Annotated in this window: 25 protein-coding genes, 14 tRNA genes and 1 rRNA gene; 9 read left to right on the top strand and 31 right to left on the bottom strand. The window is 45.1% G+C overall.

Annotated features, from left to right (window positions below; all coding sequences use genetic code 11):
- Nucleotides 1-148 precede the first annotated feature (148 nt).
- The 4 genes from NDJ01_RS07870 (at nucleotide 149) to NDJ01_RS07855 (ending at nucleotide 2,554) form a co-directional block, all read left to right on the top strand.
- Nucleotides 149-224 (top strand) — tRNA-Thr (locus NDJ01_RS07870).
- 56 nt (nucleotides 225-280) lie between these two features.
- A 5S ribosomal RNA gene (gene rrf / locus NDJ01_RS07865) occupies nucleotides 281-397 on the top strand.
- Nucleotides 398-443: 46 nt separating this feature from the next.
- Nucleotides 444-520: transfer RNA gene (locus NDJ01_RS07860), tRNA-Asp, on the top strand.
- A 597-nt stretch (nucleotides 521-1,117) separates the two neighbouring features.
- The gene (locus NDJ01_RS07855) at nucleotides 1,118-2,554 is read left to right on the top strand and encodes an NAD-dependent succinate-semialdehyde dehydrogenase (protein ID WP_258586516.1); all 1,437 of its coding nucleotides are present in this window, start codon (nucleotides 1,118-1,120) and stop codon (nucleotides 2,552-2,554) included.
- Nucleotides 2,555-2,837: 283 nt separating this feature from the next.
- Here NDJ01_RS07855 and NDJ01_RS07850 read toward each other — a convergent pair.
- The 16 genes from NDJ01_RS07850 to mutY all read right to left on the bottom strand — a co-directional run bounded on the left by NDJ01_RS07850 (nucleotide 2,838) and on the right by mutY (nucleotide 8,950).
- Nucleotides 2,838-2,913: transfer RNA gene (locus tag NDJ01_RS07850), tRNA-Asn, on the bottom strand.
- Between the two features lie 15 nt (nucleotides 2,914-2,928).
- Nucleotides 2,929-3,004: transfer RNA gene (locus NDJ01_RS07845), tRNA-Thr, on the bottom strand.
- 40 nt (nucleotides 3,005-3,044) lie between these two features.
- Nucleotides 3,045-3,120, bottom strand: a tRNA-Asn gene (locus tag NDJ01_RS07840).
- A gap of 22 nt (nucleotides 3,121-3,142) precedes the next feature.
- Nucleotides 3,143-3,218, bottom strand: a tRNA-Thr gene (locus tag NDJ01_RS07835).
- A gap of 53 nt (nucleotides 3,219-3,271) precedes the next feature.
- Nucleotides 3,272-3,347, bottom strand: a tRNA-Phe gene (locus NDJ01_RS07830).
- Nucleotides 3,348-3,580: 233 nt separating this feature from the next.
- A complete protein-coding gene (locus NDJ01_RS07825) occupies nucleotides 3,581-5,206 on the bottom strand; it encodes a methyl-accepting chemotaxis protein (protein ID WP_258586515.1) in 1,626 nt (541 codons plus the stop codon).
- Nucleotides 5,207-5,489: 283 nt separating this feature from the next.
- A tRNA-Asn gene (locus NDJ01_RS07820) sits at nucleotides 5,490-5,565 on the bottom strand.
- Between the two features lie 38 nt (nucleotides 5,566-5,603).
- A tRNA-Phe gene (locus NDJ01_RS07815) sits at nucleotides 5,604-5,679 on the bottom strand.
- 7 nt (nucleotides 5,680-5,686) lie between these two features.
- A tRNA-Thr gene (locus tag NDJ01_RS07810) sits at nucleotides 5,687-5,762 on the bottom strand.
- Between the two features lie 70 nt (nucleotides 5,763-5,832).
- A tRNA-Asn gene (locus NDJ01_RS07805) sits at nucleotides 5,833-5,908 on the bottom strand.
- Between the two features lie 54 nt (nucleotides 5,909-5,962).
- Nucleotides 5,963-6,038: transfer RNA gene (locus NDJ01_RS07800), tRNA-Phe, on the bottom strand.
- 7 nt (nucleotides 6,039-6,045) lie between these two features.
- A tRNA-Thr gene (locus NDJ01_RS07795) sits at nucleotides 6,046-6,121 on the bottom strand.
- Nucleotides 6,122-6,187: 66 nt separating this feature from the next.
- Nucleotides 6,188-6,263: transfer RNA gene (locus NDJ01_RS07790), tRNA-Phe, on the bottom strand.
- Nucleotides 6,264-6,363: 100 nt separating this feature from the next.
- Complete coding sequence (gene mltC, locus NDJ01_RS07785) at nucleotides 6,364-7,503, bottom strand: membrane-bound lytic murein transglycosylase MltC (RefSeq protein ID WP_258586514.1); 1,140 nt, start codon at nucleotides 7,501-7,503, stop codon at nucleotides 6,364-6,366.
- A gap of 78 nt (nucleotides 7,504-7,581) precedes the next feature.
- Nucleotides 7,582-7,854 carry an oxidative damage protection protein gene (locus NDJ01_RS07780; RefSeq protein WP_005381002.1) on the bottom strand — a complete coding sequence of 91 codons (273 nt, stop codon included), beginning with the start codon at nucleotides 7,852-7,854 and terminating at the stop codon, nucleotides 7,582-7,584.
- Between the two features lie 19 nt (nucleotides 7,855-7,873).
- A complete protein-coding gene (gene mutY, locus NDJ01_RS07775; RefSeq protein ID WP_047008837.1) occupies nucleotides 7,874-8,950 on the bottom strand; it encodes an A/G-specific adenine glycosylase in 1,077 nt (358 codons plus the stop codon).
- Nucleotides 8,951-9,153: 203 nt separating this feature from the next.
- Between mutY and trmB the strand changes: the two genes are divergently transcribed.
- From trmB to glsB, 3 genes are all read left to right on the top strand, one after another.
- Nucleotides 9,154-9,873 (top strand): tRNA (guanosine(46)-N7)-methyltransferase TrmB, encoded by a 720-nt coding sequence (trmB, locus tag NDJ01_RS07770; RefSeq protein WP_006743099.1) that lies wholly within the window; start codon nucleotides 9,154-9,156, stop codon nucleotides 9,871-9,873.
- Between the two features lie 17 nt (nucleotides 9,874-9,890).
- The gene (locus NDJ01_RS07765; protein WP_258586513.1) at nucleotides 9,891-10,919 is read left to right on the top strand and encodes a TRM11 family methyltransferase; all 1,029 of its coding nucleotides are present in this window, start codon (nucleotides 9,891-9,893) and stop codon (nucleotides 10,917-10,919) included.
- A gap of 98 nt (nucleotides 10,920-11,017) precedes the next feature.
- Nucleotides 11,018-11,938, top strand: a complete 921-nt coding sequence (glsB, locus tag NDJ01_RS07760) for a glutaminase B (protein WP_005393987.1) — start codon at nucleotides 11,018-11,020, stop codon at nucleotides 11,936-11,938.
- Nucleotides 11,939-11,997: 59 nt separating this feature from the next.
- Here glsB and hemW read toward each other — a convergent pair whose 3' ends face one another.
- The 7 genes from hemW to NDJ01_RS07725 all read right to left on the bottom strand — a co-directional run bounded on the left by hemW (nucleotide 11,998) and on the right by NDJ01_RS07725 (nucleotide 17,052).
- Nucleotides 11,998-13,176, bottom strand: a complete 1,179-nt coding sequence (hemW, locus tag NDJ01_RS07755; protein ID WP_031780370.1) for a radical SAM family heme chaperone HemW — start codon at nucleotides 13,174-13,176, stop codon at nucleotides 11,998-12,000.
- A gap of 18 nt (nucleotides 13,177-13,194) precedes the next feature.
- Nucleotides 13,195-13,797: an XTP/dITP diphosphatase gene (locus tag NDJ01_RS07750; protein WP_074191809.1), complete on the bottom strand. Its 603-nt coding sequence runs from the start codon at nucleotides 13,795-13,797 to the stop codon at nucleotides 13,195-13,197.
- A 118-nt stretch (nucleotides 13,798-13,915) separates the two neighbouring features.
- Entirely contained in the window at nucleotides 13,916-14,347 is a 432-nt protein-coding gene (locus tag NDJ01_RS07745) for a DUF4426 domain-containing protein (protein ID WP_005393982.1), read from the bottom strand.
- A 127-nt stretch (nucleotides 14,348-14,474) separates the two neighbouring features.
- Nucleotides 14,475-14,765 carry a DUF167 family protein YggU gene (gene yggU / locus NDJ01_RS07740; RefSeq protein WP_005393980.1) on the bottom strand — a complete coding sequence of 97 codons (291 nt, stop codon included), beginning with the start codon at nucleotides 14,763-14,765 and terminating at the stop codon, nucleotides 14,475-14,477.
- Nucleotides 14,765-15,322, bottom strand: a complete 558-nt coding sequence (locus NDJ01_RS07735) for a YggT family protein (RefSeq protein WP_012841393.1) — start codon at nucleotides 15,320-15,322, stop codon at nucleotides 14,765-14,767. The genes yggU and NDJ01_RS07735 overlap by 1 nt, the downstream gene beginning before the upstream one ends.
- A gap of 52 nt (nucleotides 15,323-15,374) precedes the next feature.
- Nucleotides 15,375-16,193, bottom strand: a complete 819-nt coding sequence (proC, locus tag NDJ01_RS07730) for a pyrroline-5-carboxylate reductase (RefSeq protein WP_047008834.1) — start codon at nucleotides 16,191-16,193, stop codon at nucleotides 15,375-15,377.
- Nucleotides 16,194-16,350: 157 nt separating this feature from the next.
- Nucleotides 16,351-17,052, bottom strand: coding sequence for a YggS family pyridoxal phosphate-dependent enzyme (locus NDJ01_RS07725; protein WP_053807738.1), 702 nt, complete (start codon nucleotides 17,050-17,052; stop codon nucleotides 16,351-16,353).
- Nucleotides 17,053-17,080: 28 nt separating this feature from the next.
- Here NDJ01_RS07725 and NDJ01_RS07720 point away from each other — a divergent pair, with 28 nt between their 5' ends.
- Together NDJ01_RS07720 and NDJ01_RS07715 are read left to right on the top strand one after the other, a co-directional pair.
- Nucleotides 17,081-18,121, top strand: a complete 1,041-nt coding sequence (locus tag NDJ01_RS07720) for a type IV pilus twitching motility protein PilT (protein WP_005381015.1) — start codon at nucleotides 17,081-17,083, stop codon at nucleotides 18,119-18,121.
- Between the two features lie 20 nt (nucleotides 18,122-18,141).
- Entirely contained in the window at nucleotides 18,142-19,248 is a 1,107-nt protein-coding gene (locus tag NDJ01_RS07715) for a PilT/PilU family type 4a pilus ATPase (RefSeq protein WP_006743091.1), read from the top strand.
- Nucleotides 19,249-19,309: 61 nt separating this feature from the next.
- On the opposite strand, the gene ruvX is transcribed toward NDJ01_RS07715, so the two are convergent.
- From ruvX to metK, 8 genes are all read right to left on the bottom strand, one after another.
- Complete coding sequence (ruvX, locus tag NDJ01_RS07710; protein WP_005381017.1) at nucleotides 19,310-19,735, bottom strand: Holliday junction resolvase RuvX; 426 nt, start codon at nucleotides 19,733-19,735, stop codon at nucleotides 19,310-19,312.
- A gap of 34 nt (nucleotides 19,736-19,769) precedes the next feature.
- Entirely contained in the window at nucleotides 19,770-20,333 is a 564-nt protein-coding gene (locus NDJ01_RS07705) for a YqgE/AlgH family protein (RefSeq protein WP_005381020.1), read from the bottom strand.
- A gap of 127 nt (nucleotides 20,334-20,460) precedes the next feature.
- Nucleotides 20,461-21,411 carry a glutathione synthase gene (gshB, locus tag NDJ01_RS07700; protein ID WP_005393972.1) on the bottom strand — a complete coding sequence of 317 codons (951 nt, stop codon included), beginning with the start codon at nucleotides 21,409-21,411 and terminating at the stop codon, nucleotides 20,461-20,463.
- A 13-nt stretch (nucleotides 21,412-21,424) separates the two neighbouring features.
- Entirely contained in the window at nucleotides 21,425-22,156 is a 732-nt protein-coding gene (gene rsmE / locus NDJ01_RS07695) for a 16S rRNA (uracil(1498)-N(3))-methyltransferase (RefSeq protein ID WP_005393970.1), read from the bottom strand.
- Nucleotides 22,157-22,272: 116 nt separating this feature from the next.
- Nucleotides 22,273-22,968, bottom strand: a complete 696-nt coding sequence (gene endA / locus NDJ01_RS07690; protein ID WP_258586512.1) for a deoxyribonuclease I — start codon at nucleotides 22,966-22,968, stop codon at nucleotides 22,273-22,275.
- A 150-nt stretch (nucleotides 22,969-23,118) separates the two neighbouring features.
- The gene (locus NDJ01_RS07685) at nucleotides 23,119-23,616 is read right to left on the bottom strand and encodes a SprT family zinc-dependent metalloprotease (RefSeq protein ID WP_258586511.1); all 498 of its coding nucleotides are present in this window, start codon (nucleotides 23,614-23,616) and stop codon (nucleotides 23,119-23,121) included.
- Nucleotides 23,617-23,683: 67 nt separating this feature from the next.
- Entirely contained in the window at nucleotides 23,684-24,481 is a 798-nt protein-coding gene (locus NDJ01_RS07680; protein ID WP_005381026.1) for a DUF2189 domain-containing protein, read from the bottom strand.
- Between the two features lie 402 nt (nucleotides 24,482-24,883).
- Nucleotides 24,884-26,038: a methionine adenosyltransferase gene (gene metK / locus NDJ01_RS07675; RefSeq protein WP_005384541.1), complete on the bottom strand. Its 1,155-nt coding sequence runs from the start codon at nucleotides 26,036-26,038 to the stop codon at nucleotides 24,884-24,886.
- Between the last annotated feature and the right edge of the window lie 227 nt (nucleotides 26,039-26,265).

Here is a 26,265-nt window from a genome sequence, read left to right as displayed (position 1 = left end):
CGATGGTAGTGTGGGGCTTCCCCATGTGAGAGTAGAACATCGCCAGGCTTTAAATTTAGTTTTCTCCTTTTAAAAAGTTGAAGACAAAAGTTAAGAGAGCCCGTTTGTAAAAGCGGGCTTTTTTAGTCCTTACGGACACAAATAATGTGCTGATATGGCTCAGTCGGTAGAGCGCATCCTTGGTAAGGATGAGGTCCCCAGTTCGATTCTGGGTATCAGCACCATTTATTGTTTGTTTTAGACTTTAAATTAAAGCCTAAAACAAAACGTAAAGAATTTGCTTGGCGACCATAGCGTTTTGGACCCACCTGATTTCCATGCCGAACTCAGAAGTGAAACGAAATAGCGCCGATGGTAGTGTGGGGCTTCCCCATGTGAGAGTAGGACATCGCCAGGCTTTAAATTTTGGACACTTGCTGATTACAAGCGAGTGATACCACTGCGGAGTGGTAGTTCAGTTGGTTAGAATACCGGCCTGTCACGCCGGGGGTCGCGGGTTCGAGTCCCGTCCACTCCGCCACTTATATTAAGCCTCAGTCGAAAGACTGGGGCTTTTTCGTTAATGCGAGTATATTTTTCCCTTCAATCGAATGAGTCCTGCGGAAAGGCCTATTAGTAGCCCGGAACCGCTGCCACTTATATTAAGCTTCACTTGAAAGACTAAGATTTTTGGTATCTGTAGGACCAGCTTTACCCGCAACCGAATTGCACAATTCTAGTTGAATGTAATCTTGCTCATTTCTCTACAGATTCGAACCTATAGTAAATGCTGGAGATTGATGGGTTATGTCGGTCATTAGACCGATGAATCCGCATAAGCTAGCTCGTAGTCTCATTCTTGTCACTGCGTATTTCGTTAACGCTCCTCTCTAATAAGAGTTTTCTACTGCTACTTCGCAAATATTCATCGTTCTAGTGTTCTGGATAGTCCCTAGGAGAATGGATTGCTGGAGTTTGTTACCGCTAGTCTGATTTAGTCATTGGAAGAGAATGAGCGTCTAGACTGTTAAGGGAGTAAAGTCATTCGAACATTCATGTCTTTTAGAAAACTTTGTTTTCTTTGCTGATCTTGCTAGTAAAGATTAACCTAAGAGGAGTTCTCGTAGGAGTAAGTTTGATGATGCAACAAATAAAAAATGAAACCTTGAAATCCGTATTTAAACAATGGTCTTCCGAAGAGGGAATTGTGGTCATCAACCCTGCAACTGATCAAGAGTTAGTTCGATTAAAGCCCAATGCTCTTGAGGAATTAGATGACATTATTGGTAAGTGTAAAACCGAGCAAATTCGCTGGGCAAAGTTAAGTGCTAAAGAGCGCTCTCGTCGCTTGAAAAAGTGGTATCAATTACTCCTTGATAATGCAGAAGACATTGCCACAATTATTACCTTAGAGCAGGGAAAACCATTAACCGAGAGTAAAGGGGAGGTGATGTATGGCGCCTCTTTTGTCGAGTGGTTCTCAGAAGAAGCCAAACGTGCTTATGGCGAAGTTATACCTGCCCCCTCGACAGATCGACGTCTGTCTGCTATTCGCCAGCCTGTAGGGGTATGCGCTGCAATTACGCCGTGGAACTTCCCTATTGCGATGATTACAAGAAAAGCAGCACCAGCCCTGGCGGCAGGCTGTGGCATGTTGATCAAGCCCTCTGAGCTTACTCCTCTTACTGCAATTGCTGTTGTTGAATTAGCTTATCAGGCAGGAATCCCAAAAGAACTGCTTCCTGTGGTGGTATCAGAGCAGGCAGCTGAGTTTGGCCAAGTACTAAGTACTGATCCTAGGATTAAGAAAGTTTCTTTTACGGGCTCTACGCGAGTCGGGAAGATTTTGATGAAACAAGCCAGTGACTCTGTCAAAGCGGTTTCGATGGAGTTAGGTGGTAATGCACCTTTTATTGTTTTTGACGATGCAGATTTAGATGTGGCTGCGGAAGGGCTTGTCGCTTCGAAGTTCCGTAATGCAGGGCAAACATGTGTTTGTACCAATCGGCTGTATGTCCATGAAGATGTAAAACAAGCTTTTATTGAAAAAGTATTGTCGAAGTTAAACAAATTACAGCTTGGTAATGGTTTAGAGAAAGGTGTCACATTAGGTCCTGTTATTACGATGGCTTCTAAACATCGCCTAGAGGCAGTGATCGATCAAGCCGTACAAGAAGGAGCTTCTATTGCCAACTCTCCACAGAGGCGCCCTGGGCGCTTTATGGAGCCCGTTCTTTTGGATAGCGTCAAGCAGAATATGTCGATTGTTCAGCAAGAGCTATTCGGGCCTGTGTTACCTATTATTACCTTTGAGAATGATGAACAAGTTCTCGGAATGGCGAATGACACAGAGTATGGTTTGGCTTGTTACTTCTACACGAATAACTTCAAGCGTATTGTTGCTTTCAGCGAAGGTCTGGAATACGGCATGGTTGGTGTCAATGAGGGGATTATTTCTACTGAGGTGGCCCCGTTTGGTGGAGTGAAAGAGTCAGGAGTTGGCCGAGAAGGTGCGAAACAAGGGCTCGATGAATATTTGGAGACAAAGTATATTTGTCTCGGTGGTTTAAGCTGAGTTGGTTGATTTAAGCAAAAAGCTGGGTTTTACCTGGCTTTTTTGATCTGGGAGATGTGTGCCACCCACTATGATTATTATTTATTGGTGAACATTGCTTATGGAGGGACTATCGATAGAAAGCAGAGTTGTTGGTGAGCAGATATTCCACTCTAAGTTAAGAGATGCCTTCAAGGTAATGATCTAAACTCTGATTTTCTTTCCTGAGTGACATGAGTAGAAAAGAGTTTGACTTTAAACCAATGCAAAAAAGCCGTATCAAGAGATACGGCTTTTTCTAATATGGCTCCTCCTACTGGACTCGAACCAGTGACCTGCGGATTAACAGTCCGTCGCTCTACCAACTGAGCTAAGGAGGAACAAATTTTAATAAGTGGTGCCGACTACCGGAATCGAACTGGTGACCTACTGATTACAAGTCAGTTGCTCTACCTACTGAGCTAAGTCGGCACATTTTCGTTAATAAGTAATCGACTTACTAACTGAAAAATGGCTCCTCCTACTGGACTCGAACCAGTGACCTGCGGATTAACAGTCCGTCGCTCTACCAACTGAGCTAAGGAGGAATTGTCTTTTTAAAAGAATAAATGGTGCCGACTACCGGAATCGAACTGGTGACCTACTGATTACAAGTCAGTTGCTCTACCTACTGAGCTAAGTCGGCACACTATATTCTTTAACTATTGTTCGTGCTAAGCACCAACAATTAATAAATTGTGGTGCCCGGAGGCGGAATCGAACCACCGACACGAGGATTTTCAATCCTCTGCTCTACCGACTGAGCTATCCGGGCGACGAGGTGTATTAAACGGTTTTTCGGCTCTTAGGTCAACCATAAAATTAAAATAAAATATCGTTTGATGAAAATGTGCTCGGAGTGGGCTGTTTTTATGCATTTTTGATACAAATACACCATTAACTAAGCTTTCTTTAATGGAGAGATAGGAGTTTGAAAGTAGAGTAAATGGATAAAAACAAAAAAAGCACGCTTGAAAACGTGCTTTATACTAAACAATTGACTTTAACCTAGTGCTTTACAGAGAACTTGTTTACCCAACCTTCTAGCTCATCTGCCAGCGAAGCTAAACTTTGAGTGCTTGATTGGCTCTCCGTTACCACAGAGTTGAGCTGGCTTCCGCTTTCCTCGATAAGATTGACGCGCAGCGCAATATCATCGCTAACCTGAGTTTGTTCGGCTGCTGCGGTCGCGATCTGCTGACTCATTGCGGTGATAGATTCTAACGCCGTTACAATTTGCTGCAGAGCTTCAGAGGCATTCTTAGACTCTGTTACTGTGCCCTCACTGGTTTCTGCACACACTTCCATTGTGTGAATAGCGTTACGGGAACCTTCTTGCAGGTTGGAGATCATATGCTGAATCTCTTTAGTGCTATCTTGTGTTCGGCCTGCCAGGTTACGCACCTCGTCGGCAACAACGGCAAAGCCTCGACCTTGCTCTCCGGCACGTGCTGCTTCAATGGCAGCATTGAGTGCGAGTAAGTTTGTTTGCTCTGCAATATCGCCAATTACATCGAGCACTTTCACTATACTATTTACATCCTGATCTAGATCGGCGACCGCTTTACTTGCAGTATTTAATTGAGAAGCCAAACCTTGAATGTTTTCAACAGTACTGTGAATCAGCTTCTGAGTATGCTGACTTTGTTTATCGGCTTCGTCTGTGTTGTTTGCTGTATCACTTGCCGAGTTGGCAACATGGTTGGCTGAAGATGCCATTTCAGTCATCGCAGTGGCAATCATTGCTGTTGACTGCTGCTGAGATACGGTGAGATCGGCAATCGTATTTGAGCGAGATTCTACGGCAGATAACTCAGCGCGCAGTGCGTGCATGGATTTCTCAAGGTTTGTCACCATGCTGGCTAGCGATTGACTCATATCTTGCACCGCACGATAGATACTTCCTCTCGGCGCCACTGCATCAAAACTGGTCTGAATGTCGCCTTGTGCGACAGCTTGAACGGCTTTGCGCACATCGTTTGGCTCTCCACCAAGTAGATTGAGCATCTTGCGAATCGAGATAATCAGGCCACCGAGAATACTCCCCGCGATAACTAAACATAGTACAAGCTGCCATTGAGCGGTAGCCCAGAAGCGAGCATTCACCTCATTAAAGCCGATCCCTGTACCTACAACCCAGCCCCAATGTGGTGTTTTCTCGGCAATAGAGTGTTTTTCTTCAATGCTTCCGTCGGCCTGCTTTTGACTCCAAGTATATTCGACGATTTGACCTGTTTTGCGCCCCAAAACATCTAAGATAAGTTGGCCGACGCTGTTGCCATCTCCATCACGAAAGTCGTGAAAGCTTGTGCCATGTAATTGAGGGTCAAGCGGAGCTGCAACAAAAATCATGTTCTCATCTGCGACATAAACGTATTCGTTGTCTTTGTAGATATTATTACGGAGTAGGCGAGTGGCTAATGATTTCGCTTCGTCCTCTGGCATTTTGCCTTCGATAGCCATTTTTTCTACTTCGGTAAGAATGCTGTACGCACTTTTGAATAGCTCAGTAACCCGAGCTTTGTTATCAAGGTTACTTGCGACGCGAAGTGTCCATAAGCCCGTTGCGGTCAGTGCTAGGAGTGCTAGCAATATGATCGCAGATAATAAATAGGCTTGAGTTTTTAGTTTCATATTTGGCTCACAAATAAAGTGTCATCACTATGCAAGGCATAGTTAAAAGAAGAAATGTAATAACTCGGGCATCTTAGTGAAGATGAATATGAGCGCATACTAGTGCGTATTGAAATTATGATGAGGATTAAATTTTTAGCGTAAAATAAGTGTTTTTTAGAGATTGGGCTTAATATTTTGCGATGCTAGAAACAGAGAAACAGAGAAACAGAGAAACAAAGAAAATGAAATGAGCATAGGGCAGATGCCAAAAAGCCGCATCAAAAGATGCGGCTTTTAAAAATGGCTCCTCCTACTGGACTCGAACCAGTGACCTGCGGATTAACAGTCCGTCGCTCTACCAACTGAGCTAAGGAGGAATTATTCGTGTATCGTGTTTAGCAATGACACCAAATAATGGTGCCTCGAGGCGGAATCGAACCACCGACACGAGGATTTTCAATCCTCTGCTCTACCGACTGAGCTATCGAGGCAAAAGAATGGTGCCGACTACCGGAATCGAACTGGTGACCTACTGATTACAAGTCAGTTGCTCTACCTACTGAGCTAAGTCGGCACACTTTATTCTTTTTAGAAGAGATGAACTCTTCGTTTTAAGAATCTCATTTTTATGAAATTCTTGAATTTGGCTCCTCCTACTGGACTCGAACCAGTGACCTGCGGATTAACAGTCCGTCGCTCTACCAACTGAGCTAAGGAGGAACTATTCTGTTTTGTGTCTTGCCAATGATTTAAATTAAGCAAGCGCACCAAATATGGTGCCTCGAGGCGGAATCGAACCACCGACACGAGGATTTTCAATCCTCTGCTCTACCGACTGAGCTATCGAGGCAAAAGAATGGTGCCGACTACCGGAATCGAACTGGTGACCTACTGATTACAAGTCAGTTGCTCTACCTACTGAGCTAAGTCGGCACACTTTATTCTTTGTGCTTTTGTCCGTGTTATAACATTTCGTTAAGACACCAACAAATCAAATTGTGGTGCCCGGAGGCGGAATCGAACCACCGACACGAGGATTTTCAATCCTCTGCTCTACCGACTGAGCTATCCGGGCGACGGAGCGCTATTAAACGGATTTTCCCGCTTTGCGTCAACCACTTTTTTTAAATAATTTCAAAAAAGTGCTTGTTCGAACGCTTTTTATTCAACTGTCACTACAAAGTTTGCTTTGAGTTAAATTCCTTTTTGAAATTTGTAACTTTTTCTAGGTAACGACGTGCTTCTACGTTCGGATGTTTCTTAGTTAATGCCCAATAAACTTGGTTGGGTTGCAACGAATTAAGATCTTGCATTGCGCGTTTGCGATCGCTGCGATTGAATGTGTTTAAAACGCCCCCTGTACCGCCATTGTAAGCGGAAATCATACTGTACTCGAGAGAGGTAGGGTGATGGACTTCTCTTAAATAACGATTTTTTAAAATGTAGAAATACGCAGTACCGGTATCGATGTTGTTTTCTGGATTAAACAAATATTCCGGGCTTGGTTGGCCTGAGCGCTTTTTCACGAGCTTGAATACGTCTCGACCGGCGGTTTTAGGTACAACTTGCATTAAGCCATACGCATTTGCCCAACTTACTGCGTACGGGTTGAAGCTGCTCTCGGTTTTAATAATGGCGTATATCAAATCTTCTGGAATATCGTATTTCTTGGAAGCTCGGCGCACGATATCGGCGTATTGGTAGCTGCGTGTTGAAAAATGGTCTTCAACCATGGGGATTTCGACGTAATACGCTTTCTTGAAATCAACGTCTTTGGTCTTGATTTTGTTTGCGATGAGATACTCCGCAAATCGGTTTGCCCGCCAAGACCACTGAATTGGCTTATTGTCTTGATCGACAACTTGTTTATACAGAAATGGTTGCCCTTCTAACGTGATTCCTTTTGAGGAGAACAAGTCGACGTGAGCTGGATCGTCTGGCGTGAGTAAGGTAGTGACAATCGCCTCTTTGAGGTGCTTTTGGGGCTCGGTCGGTGATACGGTTTCAATCGTGATCACGCCTTTGCGAAAGTCGACTTCGGCACGGCTAAGGTAGTTATCGATATATTTGACGTAATTACTTTTGCCTGCGTACTTAATTTCTTTTTTACCCCAGCGCTTTTGAATATTACCAGAGAAACTATTGATCAGGGCATCCAACGCGGCGGTATCTTTTTCAAATTGTCCAGGTAGCTCAGCTAAGTTATTGGCAAAACGGTTTGTGGGCTCGTAGTTGACGTCATAAATCTTTTCGACGAATTCACGGCTACAGCCAGCCATTAAAAGTGCAGCAGCAATAAAGACAATTTTTTTCATAAGTATCAGGGCTATTGAAGGTAATAGAAAAATGACACCACAAGTGGTTGTGATGTCATTGTTTTAACTCAAGCGACTTTATTCGCTCGGCGGTGTGTAACCTTCGATATGAACGTCTTTTCCTTCAAAGAGGAAGTTTACCATTTCTGTTTCGATCAGTTTTCGGTGCTCTGGATCCATCATGTTGAGTTTCTTTTCGTTGATCAACATGGTTTGTTTGTGTTGCCACTGAGCCCACGCTTCTTTCGAGATGTTGTCGAAAATGCGTTTACCTAGTTCACCAGGGTAAAGTTGAAAGTCTAGACCTTCGCCTTCTTTTTTTAGTCGAGCACAAAATACAGTGCGGCTCATAATGACTCCTTGTATTCAATTAACGAAGTTCGTGGGGTAGCGCTTCCAGCAATAGTTTTACTGGCGCGGCTAAACCGACTTCTTCAGGTTTAGATAAGTTATACCAAAGACCTTTGTTGCCTTCCATTATCACGTCCGGTTGCTTTGATAAATCAATCAAAATTGGCGTGATATCGAGGTGGTAATGGCTAAAGGTATGGCGAAAGGTAATCAGTGTTTGCTGCTGCTTGATATTGCTGGCTTGAATGCCACGTTGATCCAGTAGCAATTCAATGTCGCTTTCTACATCCACATGTTCGGTTTGTGGGAAGCAAAATAAGCCACCCCAAATGCCTGTTTGTGGTCTTTGTTCTAACCACACTTCATGACCATTTTCGGTGTTGTGGTGAAGCATTACAAAACGAGTTTGCTTGATTGGCTTGTTTTTTTTCGGTTTTTTACCCGGGTAGTCGAGCACATTGCCTTGTTGTTTTGCCACACACAGATCCGCAACAGGGCAGAGGCTACATTTGGGTTTGCTGCGTGTGCAGACCATCGCGCCCATGTCCATCATTGCCTGGTTATACTTATCTACGTCCGTTTGTGGGGTATGCGTTTCGGCAATTTCCCACAGCTGGTTTTCAACCTTTTTTTGTCCTGGCCATCCTTCGACTGCGAAACAGCGGGATAGGGTGCGCTTCACGTTGCCATCAAGAATCGCATGTGGTTGTTTATACACAGACGATAAAACGGCGGCTGCGGTAGAGCGGCCAATCCCCGGTAAGGCGTTCATTTTCTCTATATCAAGAGGAAACTCACCATTGTATGTAGAGGCGACCTCTTGTGCTGCTTTGTGAAGGTTACGGGCTCGGGCGTAATACCCTAAGCCAGTCCAAAGGTGCAGGACTTCATCTTGCTCAGCATTGGCAAGATCGATCACGGTTGGAAAACGCTCCAAGAAACGTTGGTAATACGGAATAACCGTAGTGACCTGAGTTTGCTGAAGCATGATTTCAGACAACCAGACACTGTATGCGGTCTTATTTTGTTGCCACGGAAGATCTTTTCTTCCATATGCGTCATACCATTCTAGGATGGCACTGGCGAAAGGTGTCACGACTTGCTCTGTATTCTATTATTGGTTAGGTGCAAAATTGCACCACATAATGGGCAAGAAGTACAACGGATAAACAGTAGGGATATAAAGAGGTGTGCTATTGCTTTTGGGCTGCCATAGGCCAAGAGCTCAACAAATACTTGCACCTCAGTAAATTCTTTGGATAATCCCCGCTTTGATTAATCAATGTGCAGGCAAAATCAATGAGTGAAGTAACCACTAACGAATACAACGAAGACGGAAAGCTGATCCGCAAAATCCGCAGCTTTGTGCGCCGTGAAGGGCGTTTGACTAAAGGTCAAGAGAGCGCGATGAATGAATGCTGGCCAACGATGGGTATTGACTTCAAAGCTGAACTTCTCGATTGGAAAGAAGTGTTTGGTAACGACAACCCCGTTGTACTAGAGATCGGTTTTGGTATGGGTGCTTCATTGGTTGAAATGGCAAAGAATGCACCAGAGAAGAACTTCATTGGTATCGAAGTACACAGCCCGGGTGTTGGTGCTTGTCTTGCGGATGCGCGTGAGGCGGGAGTCACTAACCTGCGTGTGATGTGCCATGACGCAGTCGAAGTGTTTGAGCATATGATTCCAAACGGCAGCCTATCGACACTGCAGTTGTTCTTCCCAGACCCTTGGCACAAGAAACGTCACCACAAGCGTCGCATCGTTCAATTAGGTTTTGCTGAAATGGTTCGTGAGAAGCTGATCCCTAATGAAGGTATTTTCCACATGGCGACAGACTGGGAAAACTACGCAGAGCACATGATTGAAGTGATGAACCAAGCGCCAGGCTTCGAAAACATTGCTAAAGATGGTGATTTCGTTCCTCGTCCAGACGACCGTCCTTTAACGAAGTTTGAAGCTCGTGGTCACCGTCTTGGTCACGGTGTGTGGGATATCAAATATAAGCGTATCGCGTAACTAGAGGAGTTCATGGGATGTACCATTACGCGATATTAGCGAATCCGGGTCATAACCGAATTTACTTTGATAGCGCAATGACCATTGCCTGTTCAGAGCTAAAAGCAATTTTAGCTTCACAAGGCGTGGATGTGACAGAAATTGGTAGTAAAGAGGTTGGCTTACCTGCAGCGTTGGTGTTTTCTTGTCAGGAAGCTCTAAGCGATGAGCAGACGCGAAGAATCGCAGCCTCTTCGATTTACTATGCACTATTTGAAGTGCGCGAAGATGGTTTACTTCGACCAATTCAAGCGCCAGCGTTCAATACTTTCCCGGAAAGCATGAGTCAGATTCTGCGTTATACCGGGAAAACAAACGAGCAGTTTACTCGCTTGATGGTAAATATCGGCATTAGTGCGTCCAATACGGGAAGTGAGCAGCTGACCTTAATGGATCCAATGTGTGGTAAAGGTACAACCTTGTTTGAAGGCTTGATCCATGGTTTGAACGTTGTGGGGGTAGAGATCAATGCCAAGTGGGTGCAAGAGATCCAGACCTTTATCGTTAAGTTCATGAAGAATGGCCGCTTTAAGCACAAAGTGAGCAAAGAAAAGCGCACCGCGGGTGGCAAGAAAGTGGCGGATGGTTTCGTGGTTGAAGCTGCAGCAAATAAAGAAGATTACAACCAAGGCAATCTTCAGTTTATAAAGCTGTATTCGGCTGATACTCGTATCGCTGATCAAGTCGTGAAAAAGAACTCAGTTGACGTGATGGTGTCTGACTTGCCTTACGGCGTGCAGCACGGCAGCAAAAATGCCAAGGACAGCAAACTGAACCGCAGCCCACTAGAGCTTTTAAAAGAGGCTCTGCCTGCATGGAAAGTGGTACTGAAAAAACAAGGTTCAGTGGTGTTGTCTTTCAATGAATTTACGTTGAGATGGAAAGACGTCGCGGCATTATTTGAAGAGCAAGGTTGGAAGGTACTTTCAGAAGAGCCTTACATCGGTTATCTTCACCGTGTTGATCAATCTATCAACCGCAATATTATTGTGGCAGTAAAACCATAATCGACTTGAGTCGAACGAACCCTATGGAAAAGCCAACGACACGTTGGCTTTTTTTACCTCTGAGCTCAACGAGTTCTCTTGTAAATAGAAGGTAGAGAATGAAACCGACAGTGGAAATTTTGACAGATATTTTGGCGGAAGTGCGCCCTTTAATCGGCCAAGGCAAAGTGGCTGATTACATTCCTGCTCTGGCAAAAGTACCAAGCAACAAGTTAGGTATTGCGGTATACACCAACGAAGGTGAGGTTATTAAGGCGGGCGATGCCGATGAACCTTTCTCTATCCAATCTATTTCAAAAGCATTGAGCTTGACGTTAGCGATGTGCTTGTACAAGCAAGAAGAAATTTGGTCTCGAGTGGGAAAAGAGCCTTCGGGGCAGGCATTTAATTCGCTAATCCAGCTAGAAATGGAGCAAGGTATTCCTCGCAATCCTTTTATTAATGCCGGAGCGATAGTTGTGGCGGATCTGTTGCAAACTCGCTTATCTGCACCTCGTCAGCGTCTATTGGAATTTGTACGTCAGCTTTCTGGTGATACTCATATTGTGTATGACAAAGTCGTCGCGGCATCCGAAATGATGCATGGTGATCGTAATGCGGCGATTGCATATCTCATGCGCTCGTTTGGCAACTTCGAAAATGAAGTGATTCCAGTGCTGCAAAACTACTTCCACGCTTGTGCGCTGAAGATGAGCTGTGTCGATTTGGCTAAAACGTTTAGCTATTTAGCAAACAAGGGCACATCGGTACAAACGGGTAAGCCTGTAGTTTCTCCCGTGCAAACCAAACAACTTAATGCACTGTTAGCAACGTGTGGCCTGTATGATGGCGCGGGCGAGTTTGCTTATCGTGTTGGCATGCCTGGTAAGTCTGGCGTCGGTGGTGGCATTATCGCGGTAGTACCTGGCGAAATGACCATTGCAGTATGGTCTCCAGAGCTTGATCCTTCAGGTAACTCGCTTGCTGGCACTAAGGCGCTTGAGTTGCTATCGGAGCGAATTGGCCGTTCGATTTTCTAATGTTGAAGTTCTATATAAAAAGCCTCTCAATTGAGAGGCTTTTTTGTTTTTGGGCTGCGTTACTCTTCGCTTTCTTCGGCCATAAAGGCTTCGAGCAAGTCATTAAGGAAGAGCTTACCTTTTTCAGTTATTTGCCAATGAGTGGCGGTTTCACTCAAGTAGCCCATTTCTAACGCCCAATCGATGGTTTCTTGAATCGTACTGAGCGGCAAGCCTGTGGTGTCCACGTAATCTTGCTTCGGGCATGCTTCCATTAAGCGGAATCGGTTCATGAAAAACTCGAATGGACGGTCTTCATCCGCGACGACATGTTCTGTATGCAGATAAGGTTTGACCATATTTTGATAAGCCGCTAAATAGCCTCGCGGGTGTTTTACCTTTGTCGTTCGAATAATACGTCCGTCGGTAAAACTGAGTTTGCCATGAGAGCCACAACCGATACCAAGGTAATCCCCAAAGCGCCAGTAGTTGAGGTTGTGCTGACACTGATAACCCGGCTTGCTGTAACCGGAGATTTCATATTGCACATAACCCGCGGCTGCAAGTTTTTGGTGTCCGAGCTCGAAAATATCCCACAAGTCATCATCGTCAGGTAGCGTTGGTGGCTTGTAGTAGAACATGGTGTTTGGTTCGATGGTCAGCTGATACCAAGACAGGTGCGGCGGTGCCAACTCAATCGCTTTGTCCAAATCTGCCAAGGCTTGTTCGATGCTTTGATCAGGTAAGCCGTGCATGAGATCGAGGTTAAAACTGTTCAAACCGATTTGATGCGCCAGCTTAGCAGCATTGACGGCTTCGTCTTGGCCGTGAATGCGCCCCAAACGCTCAAGCTTCTGCTGCTCAAAGCTTTGCACACCGATAGAGATACGCGTTACACCGGCTTTACGGTAGCCAACAAAACGCTCTGCTTCGATGGTGCCTGGGTTCGCTTCCATGGTGATTTCGATTTCAGGCTTGAACGGAATACGCGCTTCAATGCCCTTAAGTAGACGCTCGATGCCTTCTGCCGAAATCAAACTCGGCGTACCACCACCAATGAAGATTGAATGCAGTGGACGTGGCGCTTCGTTAAGGCGGTATTTCTCAATGTCAGTATCCAAATCTTCTAGAAGGGCACTGATGTACTCTTCTTCTGGAATCTCGGTTTTGAGCGCGTGAGAGTTAAAGTCGCAATACGGGCACTTTTGTACACACCAAGGGATGTGTACATACAAGCTGAGTGCTGGGGGCGTTAACATGGTCTAATTCGCTCGTGATTACTGAGACACTTGCTCAGACAGTTGAGCAAACAACGACTTGAGCGCTTTACCGCGGTGAGACAGTTGTTTTTTACGTGCAGGTTCAAGTTCGGCTGACGCACAGTTGTTTTCAGGAACAAAGAAGATTGGGTCGTAGCCAAAGCCATTTTCACCGTGTGCTTCAGTTAGAATGCGGCCTTCCCATTTACCGTGGCAGACGATAGGCGTTGGGTCGTTCTCGTGACGCATGAGGACTAATACGCAGTGGAAACGTGCTGTACGTTCTGCTTCTGGTACGCCTTCCATTGCCGCTAGCAATTTTTCTAGATTCTCTTGATCAGATGCGTTCTCGCCTGCGTAACGTGCAGAGTAAATGCCCGGAGCGCCTTTTAAGAAATCGACTTCTAAGCCAGAGTCGTCTGCAATCGCAGGAAGCCCTGTTTCTTGTGCTGCATGGCGAGCTTTAATGATTGCGTTTTCAATGAAAGTTGTACCCGTTTCAGCTACTTCCGATACATTGAATTCACTTTGCGCTAATACTTCAAAGCCGAAGTCAGACAACAAATCTGCCATTTCACGAACTTTGCCTTGGTTACCGGTTGCTAGCACAATTTTTTTCATGGGAATCTCTTTTAATAGTGATAGAGGAGAACAAATCGTTCTCCTCTAGATATTCTTTAACTAATAAGTGGTTTTTAGCCTGCTTAGATCCAAAAGCTTTTGGATCATCACAACCCAATTACTCTTCAACATAAAACTTCTGGGTGAATTTAAGCTTACCAGAGCCTTTGTTTCCAGCTTTTACGTCAATATCGAAAGTAAAAGTTTCTTCGTGGGTAATTGGCAGTTCGGCTAAATAGTATATCGCATTGCCTTCTTTGACTTCACGAAAGGACAAGGTCTGAGTTTGGCCGATGAGGTTTTTCGCGCGTCCAGCAATTTTTGCTTCTAATGCAGGTTTACCCAATGAAGCTCTATCTAGCACGCTAATATTAACCACAGCGAGGTATCCATTACGCTTGATATCGTAGCTACGTGCGACTTTCGGTGTTAAGAATGTCGAGTTAAACGCGACATAGTGTACTTCGATATCTTTCATATTTTTAAACTGATCGGCGAAGCTTGGTAACGACAATAGGCTGATCAGTAATGCGGTAATCCATTTGCTCATTGTTACTTCCTCAAAGCACTTGTTATAAAACAACCATAGCCGCAATTTTACCTTGGTCACGGGGTAAAAATGCGAACTCAGTCATTGGTACTAGTAAGTGTGGTACAAAATTGTAAATAAAAAGCCATCATAAGATGGCTTTAATTTCTGTCGGTATCTGGGTAGGTGATTCTATCCGAATTTGTTTGTGCCGTCCTAATTCACCTTTTTCTATGTGAACCAAACCCTTAGCGATTTTAAACTGCTTGGCTAAGAACTTAGTTAGGTGCGCATTAGCTTTGCCATCGACAGGTGGAGCAGTAATGGCGATTTTGAGCTCTTCACCATGCAAGCCAACAATTTTATCGCGGCTTGCTTTAGGTTGAATATAGAGCTTTAGGATGATGTCCTCGCCATCTTGCCAAACTGCGGCTGACATTATAACTGGAACCAAATTGGACCAATGATATCACCCATCAAGAAGTTCGCGAACTGCAAGCCGATAAACAGTACCAGTACGCTCAAATCAAGACCACCAATAGCCGGAATAATACGACGGATTGGTGCGCACATTGGCTCGGTTAATTGATGGAATACGTACTCGATAGGGCTGCGACCTTGGCTTACCCAGCTCAAAATTGCACGGATCAATAGTACCCAGAACAGCAGACCTCCAGCGGCTTTGATTAATGATAACAAGCCCAAGAACAAGAAATCAGCGCTGAAAGAGACGGAACCGTTCGAAGCTATCAGGATCAGAACGACAAATTTAAGCACACACAACACGTAGGCAAACAACACGGTTGCTAGGTCAATATTCCCCACGGATGGGATAATGCGGCGCAGTGGACCAATGACCGGCTGAGTCGCTTTTACTATGAATTGCGAGAATGGGTTGTAGAAGTCTGCGCGTGCAGCTTGCAACCAAATTCGCAAAATTACGACCATGATGTACAGGTCAAATAGGGTTGAGATGAGAAAACTCATTGAATTCATAAGGTACCCTTAACAAGTGATGGATGATACTAAACGGAGTTCATCCAAATAATTAAAACAGTTTTTCCATTTCTTCCGCGCGAGCCACAGCAGCTTGCATGGCTTTAGCAACAATATCTGAAAGTTGATGTTCGTTGAATGTACGCAGTGCTTCTGCCGTTGTCCCACCTTTCGATGTCACGTTCTCACGCAGGGTCGATAGCTCAGTTTCTGGGTTGCTAACCACCATACTGGCCGCGCCCAATGCAGCTTGCTGAACCAATAGTCGAGCGGTGTCTTTATCAAAACCTTGAGCAATCGCTTCTGCTTGCATCGCCTCCATAAACAGGAAGAAGTATGCCGGAGCACTGCCTGCTGCGGCAATCACATTATTGATGCCAGACTCTTGCTCAACCCAACATACTTTACCGACCGCTTCCATTAACTCTGCGGCAAAAGCTTTGTCTTGCTCAGTTACATGGGCTGGTGCGAATAAACCACTCATGCCCAATCCCAGTTGTGATGGTGTATTTGGCATAACACGAACCAAGTTCAATTTGGTGGCTAGCATATCATCCAATCGTGAACAGTTGATGCCAGCGGCAATAGAAATCACCAGTTTATTAGTGAAATCGATCGCTTGCAGTGGTTTACAAACATCCGCCATCATTTGCGGTTTCACAGACAATACCACCACATCCGCCTCGGTCGCCGCTTGGATGTTATCGCTGGTGGTACGGATGCCAAAATCTTGTTCTAGCGGAAGACGGCGAGCCTCTGAAGGAGCTGTCGCGGTAATGTTTTGCGCTGGGTATCCGTTAGCAACCAAGCCAGAAACAATGGCTCTCACCATGTTGCCAGCACCAATGAAGGCGATTTTTTTATGTTCCATTTGTCTGATTTCCATCATGATATTTAGAGTTTATTGTGCGCTCAGGTGTATAATGGCGCCGCTGTTACTTACTGCTCCTATTGGCGAGTAAGATGATTGCGCGATTTACTCTTTAATTTAACGACGAATTTATGTCGCTAGTGAGCGTTTTGTTGATTTAGCTGTAGTCTCGCACGCCGAAAATAGCGGTTCCAATACGAACCATTGTACTACCAGCTTCGATTGCAGCGGTCATATCACCACTCATTCCCATTGATAATGTATCGATTTCTGGGAACTGTGCTTCGAGTGTTTGCTTCAATGTGGCCAACTTCTGAAACTCATGAAGCTGTGATTCGTAGTCAGACACGTTGGCAGGAATCGACATCAACCCTCTTAAAGTGAGGTTGGGTAGGCGAGAAATCAACTCCGCCAGCTCGAATACTTCCGCTTCGGTGACACCAGACTTAGATGCTTCACCACTGGTGTTAACCTGAATCAGAACTTGTAGCGGTTTAAGTTCGCTTGGACGCTGATCATTCAGGCGTTGAGCAATCTTGGTTCGATCTATGGTGTGAACCCAATCGAAATGTTCGGCAACAAGTCGCGATTTATTCGACTGAATCGGGCCAATGAAGTGCCATTCGATTCGATTATCTGGATAATGCTCGGCAAAGTGCTGAACTTTACTGACGCCCTCTTGGACGTAGTTTTCACCAAAGGCGGTTTGTCCCGCTTGGTAGGCTTCGAGAATTGCCTCGACAGGTTTAGTTTTGCTTACCGCTAGAAGTTGCACTGACTCTGGAGTTCGACCACATTTTTGCTCGTCATATCGAATTTGAGAGGTGATATGTTCAATATTTTGTTGAATACTACTCATAGCTGTACTTTAGACTTAAGGATTTTAAATGGATATCACTGAGTTACTGGATTTTAGTGTAAAACATAATGCCTCGGATCTACATCTTTCTGCAGGTGTCCCACCAATGGTTCGTATTGATGGGGATGTGAGAAAACTAGGCATTCCAGCGTTTACACACCAAGAAGTGCATCGTTTGGTTTTCGAAATCATGAACGATGCCCAACGCAGTGAGTTCGAAGAAAAACTCGAAGTCGACTTCTCTTTTGAGTTGCATAACGTTGGTCGTTTCCGTGTCAACGCTTTCAACCAATCTCGTGGCTGTGCGGCAGTATTCCGTACCATTCCAAGTAGCATTCCAACTTTGGAAGAGCTGGAAGCTCCCGAGATCTTCAAAAAAATTGCGAACGCTGAAAAAGGCTTAGTTCTGGTTACTGGCCCAACAGGTTCTGGTAAATCGACGACCTTAGCAGCCATTGTTGACTACATTAATCGTAATCACAACAAGCACGTACTCACAATTGAAGATCCGATTGAATTTGTTCACAACAACAATAAATGTTTGATCAACCAGCGTGAAGTACACCGTGATACGCATAGTTTCCAAAACGCACTGCGCAGCGCATTGCGTGAAGACCCGGATGTCATTCTGGTTGGTGAGATGCGTGACAAAGAAACCATCAGCCTTGCGTTAACGGCGGCGGAAACGGGGCACTTAGTCTTCGGCACGTTACACACTAGCTCAGCGGCAAAAACCATTGACCGTATTATCGATGTGTTCCCTGGCAGTGATAAAGACATGGTGCGATCGATGCTTTCTGAGTCCCTTCGTTCGGTTATCGCACAAAAATTATTGAAACGTAATGGTGGTGGCCGTATTGCATGCCATGAAATCATGATGGCAACGCCTGCGATTCGTAACTTGATCCGCGAAGACAAAGTCGCGCAGATGTATTCGATCATTCAAACTGGTGCGGCTCACGGCATGCAAACCATGGAGCAAAATGCTCGTCAGTTAATGGCACAAGGTATGGTCGCTCGTGAAGAGGTCGATAGTAAGATCGGGTTAGAAGTGCAGCAATTCTCGTAATACGTAGGTGAACACGGAAGATGGATCTAAATAAATTTCTCGAAGGTATGCTGGCGCTGAAAGCGTCGGATCTTTACATCACGGTTGGTGCGCCAATTTTGTTTCGCGTGGATGGCGAATTGCGACCACAGGGTGAAAAACTTACCGAGAGTGATGTCGCGGCATTACTCGACAGCGCTATGGAGCCAGATCGGCGTCAGGAATTTCGTAAAAGTCGTGAGTCGAATTTTGCTATTGTGAGAGATTGTGGCCGCTTCCGTGTTAGTGCCTTTTTTCAACGGGAATTACCGGGTGCGGTGATTCGTCGTATTGAAACCAATATTCCCACCTTTGAGCAATTAAAGTTACCGTTAGTGTTGCAAGATTTAGCGATAGCCAAGCGTGGTTTGGTGCTGGTGGTTGGTGCTACTGGGTCAGGTAAATCCACCACAATGGCGGCAATGACGGGCTATCGAAACAGCAACAAGACGGGACACATTTTGACGGTCGAAGATCCGATCGAATTCGTGCATGAGCACAAGCGCTGTATCGTGACTCAACGCGAAGTTGGGTTAGATACGGAAAGCTATGAAGTTGCGCTTAAAAACTCGCTGCGCCAAGCGCCAGATATGATTTTGATTGGAGAGATCCGTAGCCGTGAAACAATGGAATACGCGATGACATTCGCTGAAACAGGCCATTTGTGTATGGCAACGTTGCACGCCAACAACGCCAACCAAGCCTTAGAGCGCATTCTTCACTTGGTACCGAAAGATCAAAAAGAACAATTCTTGTTTGATTTGTCGATGAACCTAAAAGGTGTGGTTGGTCAGCAGCTGATCCGAGACAAAAATGGGCAGGGGCGTCATGGTGTATTTGAGATCTTGCTAAATAGCCCACGAGTATCTGATTTGATCCGTCGCGGAGATTTGCATGAGTTGAAGTCAACCATGGCTCGCTCAAATGAGTTTGGTATGCTGACGTTCGATCAATCTCTTTATAAGTTGGTGATGCAAGGTAAGATCAGCGAAGAGGATGCGCTGCACAGTGCCGACTCGGCGAATGATCTGCGCTTGATGTTGAAAACGCAGCGTGGTGAAGCATTCTCTACGGGCAGTTTGGCGAACGTTAAGATCGATATGGATTAATCCAATCCAGAAACAAAAAAGGTTGGCAGAAGCCAACCTTTTTTCATTGTGCTTGAAGTTTTTACTCACCCCAGAGGGCTTCAAACCAGCTTTCTAGAATCACCACCGCTGACTGGCAGTCCACATTCCCTTTCGATAGGGCTTTGTAGCCGCCCATGCTGAACAACTCCGCACGAGCTTCTGCTGTAGATAAACGCTCATCATGCAGTTCAACAGGTAAGCCGTATCGGCCTTGCAGACGCTTAGCAAATTTTCGTGCACGAGGGGTTATGGTCTCAAGGTCTTTGCCATGAAGATCAGTTGGTAAACCGACCACTAGCAAATCTGGCTGCCACTCTTTGATTTGCTTTTCGATATCGTCCCAATTTGGAATACCGTCATTGGCTTTAAAGGCTTTTAATGGGGAAGCTGTACCAGTAATTTCTTGGCCAATAGCGCTACCAATGCTTTTGGTTCCAAAGTCAAAAGCCATAATTGTGCGTGACATAAGGTGTCTCTATCTAATGTAACTGTATTTCGGACTAAGCATGTCCAGAGTCTGCTGAAAGATGACTGGGGTCGATGCCCAGCTTTTCGACCGCTTTCTTCCAACGCTCGTTGATTGGTGTATTAAAGATAATTTCAGGCGTCGCTTCAATGGTGAGCCAAGAGTTTTCGACCAGCTCACTTTCTAATTGGCCTGCACTCCAACCTGAATAGCCAAGTGCCACTAAGTAATCACTTGGTTCTGCTTCTGTTCCTAACACCGAAAGAATATCACGTGAAGTGGTTACTGCGAGGTCATCGGTCATTTGGACGCTGGACTCGTAGTAATCTTTAGGTTTATGCAGAATAAAACCACGATCTTCCGAGATTGGGCCGCCATTGTAGACTGGTCTATCTAGGCTGGCTTCAAATAGGCGCGGGTGTACTGGCTGAACTTCCACCTGCTTGAGCATGTTGCCGACGGTGATATCAACAGGAGCATTGATCATCAACCCCATAGCGCCGTCTTCGTTGTGCTCACAAACGTAGATCACGCTGTTTTGAAAGTACGGATCTTTCATCCCAGGCATGGCAACTAAAAAGTGATTTGTGAGATTCATACTCATATTGACCCTTAACTCTCGTAAATGCCCCTAAGCAAACATCATATAGTTTACCTCTAGGTATGTGCATGAGTTTGCTTAAGTTAATGTACTACGCTCTCTATTAACTGTAATACAGTTTGAGTTATTCGCCTTTTACTCGACGCTCAATCGCATCCATCAGTTTGCCAGTGATTGAGATGTCAAAAGCCGCTTCAATTTCGCGAATACAGGTTGGGCTGGTGACGTTGATTTCTGTTAGCTTGTCGCCAATTACGTCAAGGCCAACAAAAATAAGACCTTTTTCTTTCAGTGTCGGAGCGACAGTTTGAGCAATCTTAATATCGGTCTCGCTTAGTGGTCGAGCCTCACCTGTGCCACCAGCGGCTAGGTTGCCGCGCGTTTCACCTTTTGCAGGAATACGAGCTAGACAGTAAGGCATTGGTTCACCATCTACGACTAAGATACGTTTGTCACCGTTGCTGATATCTGGCACGAAGGTTTGCGCCATTGCGTAGTTTTGACCGTGGTTGGTCAGTGTTTCGATGATTACAGAGACGTTAGGGTCGTTTTCTTTTACGCGGAAGATAGATGCGCCGCCCATACCATCAAGCGGTTTTAGGATGACATCACCATGCTTTTCACGAAACTCTTTAATTTTCTCTGCTTTTCGCGTCACTATTGTCGTTGGTGTCAGCTCAGGGAACCACGCTGTAAACAGTTTTTCATTACAATCACGTAGACTTTGAGGTTTGTTAACGATCAGTGCACCTTGTTCTTCTGCACGCTCAAGGATGTAAGTCGCGTAGATGTATTCTGTGTCAAACGGAGGATCTTTACGCATTAGTACAGCGTCTAGCTCAGACAGTTTGATCGTTTGCTCTGATTTGAACTCGTACCAACCGTTTGGATCTTCTTTTAGCTCCACCACTTTAGTATCTGCAATGGCAACGCCTTGATCGAGATGCAGATCATTCATTTCCATGTAGTGGATTTCATAGCCGCGTCGTTGCGCTTCAAGCATCATGGCAAAGCTAGAGTCTTTTTTGATGTTAATGGACGAAATTGGGTCCATCACAATGCCGAGTTTGATCATTATTTTTCTCCGTTTAACCAAGATCGCCGAAACGAACTTGTAAGGCTGTAATTGCTGTCAGAGCCGCTGTTTCGGTGCGCAGAACGCGAGGGCCGAGTAGCGTTTCTTCAAATTGATATTCTCGAGTCATCTCGATCTCTTCAGACGATAAACCGCCTTCAGGGCCGATCAGTAGGCGCACTTTTTCAACCGGTGTTGGCAGTGTGTTGATTGAGTAGTTAGCACGAGGATGAAGATTGAGCTTTAAGCCATCGTACTCTTCTTTACACCACTCTTCCAAGCTCATAATTGGACGAATTTCTGGAACGACATTGCGTCCACACTGCTCACAGGCACTGATGGCTATTTTTTGCCATTGCGCGAGTTTTTTCTCAAAGCGCTTTTGGTCAAGCTTGACGCCACAACGTTCGGAAATCAGAGGTGTGATGGTATTGACGCCAAGTTCCACTGACTTTTGGATAGTGAACTCCATCTTATCGCCACGTGAAATAACTTGACCAAGGTGCAGGTCTAAAGGGGATTCAATACTGTTTTCTACACGCTCAGTAATGTTAACCAAAACCGTCTTTTTGCTGACTTCACTGATAACCGCTGGGAATTCTGCGCCGCTGCCGTCAAATAGGAGAACGTCTTGGCCTTCTTTCATTCGCAGAACACGGCCGATATGGCCTGCTGCGTCGTCACTTAAAGCAAGTGAGCCAAGTTGATGAATGGTTTCTGGATGATAAATTCGAGGGATACGCATGAGATTTCCAGCAAGAGAATAAACTTAAACCCTAACATGGATGCTTTCCACCGAAAAAACAAGGGGCAAGAAGCGTTTCAATATCAGTTATTGAAACGCTTCAAGGTAGAGGAGCACTAGAGTGCGCGACAGGCTTTTTGAACAAATGGGTTATGATTGCCTTGTACTTTGGCAATGCGCTCGTCACGCTCACATTCCCATTTATCGACTGGGTAGGTTTTGTTCCAAGCACTCATCAACTGCGTTTGTTGTTTTGATAATTTAAAGCCGTACTCTTTGCTCATGTATAGGTAGGTACGAGCAATCGAACCTCGAGCACGGTCTGGTGGCATGACTTTACGCTGCTTAAAGTTCACTTGCATCTCACAGCGACCATAACTCACGCCATCCATACCGTTCCATTGGCTGAAGTTGTAGTTCGAACGGTCACCGTTTACTTCACCAATAGCAGGAGTTAGGTTGTGCAAGTCTGCTTCCATCAAACGAAAAGTTTTGTCTTTTTTCTTACAGTTTTTACGTCCGCCATCTTGCCAGCATTGACGCTGGTGGCCAAATTGCCACGCAGGAACAATGTGCTCCCATTCGATTCGTGCAGCCCGTTTTTCTTGTTTACGGACTTGGTAACCGCAAGAGGCTAAATCGGGTAAGCCTTTCTTGCCTTGCCATTGAATGTTACAGCCACAGTAGAAGCTTGTTGGGTGGTCTTGATAAATTTTGACCGCCTCACGTTTGGCGGCAGAGAATGAGCTCGGTGGCGCGGCAATCGCAGTGCTAGAAAGCGCGATAAGTAACAAAGAGAATAGGTATTTCATGATAAAAGTCTTTATAAAGTATGACTTTATTCATGATAACACGCATAAAATAGCTTTAGTGATGAGTAAGTTAACAATAAGTGGCGAAGGGAAGGTTTTGATCAACTCGATCTTTATTTTGGGAACGCAAGTAACACTATGAGGTAAGGGCTACGATAATTGAATGCCGGTGAAGTTAAGTGGTTGGCGGCATTTTTGACAAGAGTACGTCGCCTCTTTGCGCAGCACTTTATTATGACGGCGAATCGATAGAGGGTAGGTCATACAACCACAACGATACTCAAAGGTTTTACCTTGAACGGATTTTACTTCAAAGCTGTGAGTGGTTTTGGCTGGTACGTTAAATACGGCTTCCATGACACCTTGCCATTCTTTACCGTGAGGCCTAACTCGCCCGTAAACCTGATAAGTAATCAGGTGTGCTACTTCATGAGGAATGACTTCATCTAAGAATGCTTGGGTGTTTTCGCGAAATAAAACAGGGTTTAGGCGTACTTGATTTAATTGAAGGTAGGCTTTTCCTGCCGCTTTCCCACGGACGTCGAAGGTGATTGTTGGAATCGGGAAAGAACGTTTGAAAGCTTGTTCCGCCATCGCGATACAGTCCGCCATCACTTGCTTGGCTTTATAGCTGAGTTCTATATCCACAATTCACCTCGATAAATCAAATAAAAAAGCCCCCGCATTGCGAGGGCCAGATCATAGCATCAGTTAATTATGGTGTGTGTTTTTTCTTGATGGTGGCATGGTAAGCGTGCCATGTACCGTAGCCTAGAATTGGCATGGTAAACAACATTCCGATCCCGTAGGTCGCAAAGCCGATAAGAATACCGCCACAGATGATCGCTGCCCAAACAATCATTGCTGGAATGTTGGATTTCACGGCATTAAAGCTGGTAAACACAGCGGTCATCATGTCTACGCGACGCTCCATCATGAGCGGAATAGAAAAGGCTGAAATGCTAAACACCACACAAGCCAAAACAAAGCCAACTAAAGAGCCGATGACAAGGAAGGGTAGGAACTCACTTAAAGGTGCCCCTTGAACAGAAGGGTAGAGTGCATGAAGTAGAGCGGCAATGCGCATCCAAAATATCATACACACTGCGAGTAACACGGCGAACGCCCATTGAGATGTTGAGTTACGACCGATCGCTTTCATTGAATGGAACAAGCTTGCTTTGTGTCCGCGCTCTCTCTCCCAACTGGCATCATACAAGCCCAGCGCGAGAAACGGACCAATTAACATGTAAACAATCAAACTGGGCATGACGACTAAGTGTGTGCCTTGCCACTGTACGAGCAAAACAATGCCTATCGCAGCTGCCATAAAACAGATGCCATAGAAAGCACTAATAAGCGGCATTCGCACGAAATCATGCAGACCTAATGCGAGCCAATGAAAAGGTGCAGAAAGATTGACCGTATTGCACGGTATGGTTCTGGCGTATTCGTTGTCTGGCACTTCCTTTCGCTTGTTGTGGAAGTCCGATGGATTAACAGTTCGAGGCATAACTCCTCCTTGATTTATTCCCACATTATCCGCTTATACCAACTGACAGCGGTTTTTGTTCAGTCAAACTTGAAGCGACTTTTTCAAGTTTACATCTGAGCATTGGCTTAGTTTGGTATCGGCCATAAAGATGCTTAACTCATGTCTTTACTTAAGTGTTGCTTCCACAGTCGCCAGCATCCGACGTCTCTATTTAAATTGGAATTAACAATATTTTAACTATTGGCGGAGATGGGATAATTTACAAATAATTGCTTAAAATTTATTCGGTATAAAAATGAGGGAGAAACAGGACTGCTTTGTGCGGCAGGGCGGTATGAGCCGAAATGACTAGATAAAAGTTGCTGAAAATAAAAAGCCCCCACCATAGGCGAGGGCTTGATAGATTCTTGCTTAGCTTGATTATTTGATGCCAGCGAAATCGCGTAGAAGTGCAGCTTTGTCTGTCGCTTCCCACGGGAATTCTTCACGACCGAAGTGACCGTATGCCGCTGTCTTCTTGTAGATAGGTTGAAGAAGGTTAAGCATTTCTTGTAGACCGTATGGACGTAGGTCGAAGAATTGACGAACCGCTTCAATGATGATGTCGTGAGGTACTTTCTCAGTACCGAACGTTTCCACCATGATAGACGTTGGATCAGCAACACCGATTGCGTAAGAAAGTTGGATCTCACAACGGTCAGCCATGCCAGCCGCTACGATGTTTTTCGCTACGTAACGTGCTGCGTATGCTGCACTACGGTCAACTTTTGATGGATCTTTACCAGAGAACGCACCGCCACCGTGACGAGCTGCGCCGCCGTAAGTATCTACGATGATCTTACGACCTGTTAGACCACAGTCACCCATAGGACCACCGATTACGAAGCGACCAGTTGGGTTGATGAAGAAGTTTGTTTCTTTGTTGATCCACTCAGAAGGTAGCACTGGTTTAATGATCTCTTCCATTACCGCTTCACGCAGGTCTGAAGTTGAGATTGAATCACAGTGTTGAGTTGAAAGAACAACCGCGTCGATACCAACGATGTTACCTTGATCGTATTGGAATGTTACCTGAGATTTTGCATCAGGACGCAACCAAGGTAGTGTGCCGTTTTTACGAACTTCTGCTTGCTTTTGAACAAGACGGTGAGAGTAAGTAATTGGCGCTGGCATTAGTACTTCAGTTTCGTTACAAGCGTAACCAAACATAATGCCTTGGTCGCCTGCACCTTGTTCTTTAGGGTCAGCTTTATCAACACCTTGGTTGATATCTGGCGACTGTTTACCGATTGTGTTTAGTACCGCACAAGAATCTGCGTCAAAGCCCATATCTGAATGTACGTAGCCGATTTCACGAACGGTTTCACGAGTTAACTCTTCGATGTCTACCCATGCTGAAGTCGTGATTTCACCACCCACCATTACCATACCGGTTTTAACGTAAGTCTCACATGCAACACGAGCCTTTGGATCTTGCTCTAGAATCGCGTCAAGAACCGCATCAGAAATCTGGTCTGCAATTTTATCTGGATGACCTTCTGATACTGACTCAGAAGTAAACAGGTGCTTAGCCATGTTAGCTCCACTATATCTGGTTTAAAACTGGGGAATGATAAACTCTCCAGCGCAAATTAATACTAATTTTTGTAGGTGTATCTACATCTAGACGTCTATTCTAAATTTGATTGCTCGAATTACAAGCTCTTTTTTGGTTTTTGTTATAACCAAACGTTTGCCTGATTTATTGATAATTTTAAGAACTTCGAACGATTTGGCGCGAAAGGTGCAATATTTGTGAGGTT

Source organism: Vibrio sp. HS-50-1, assembly GCF_024747315.1.
Lineage (GTDB): Bacteria > Pseudomonadota > Gammaproteobacteria > Enterobacterales > Vibrionaceae > Vibrio > Vibrio diabolicus.
Note: the sequence above shows the minus strand (reverse complement) of the source record. Positions and strands in the feature narration are given on the sequence as shown.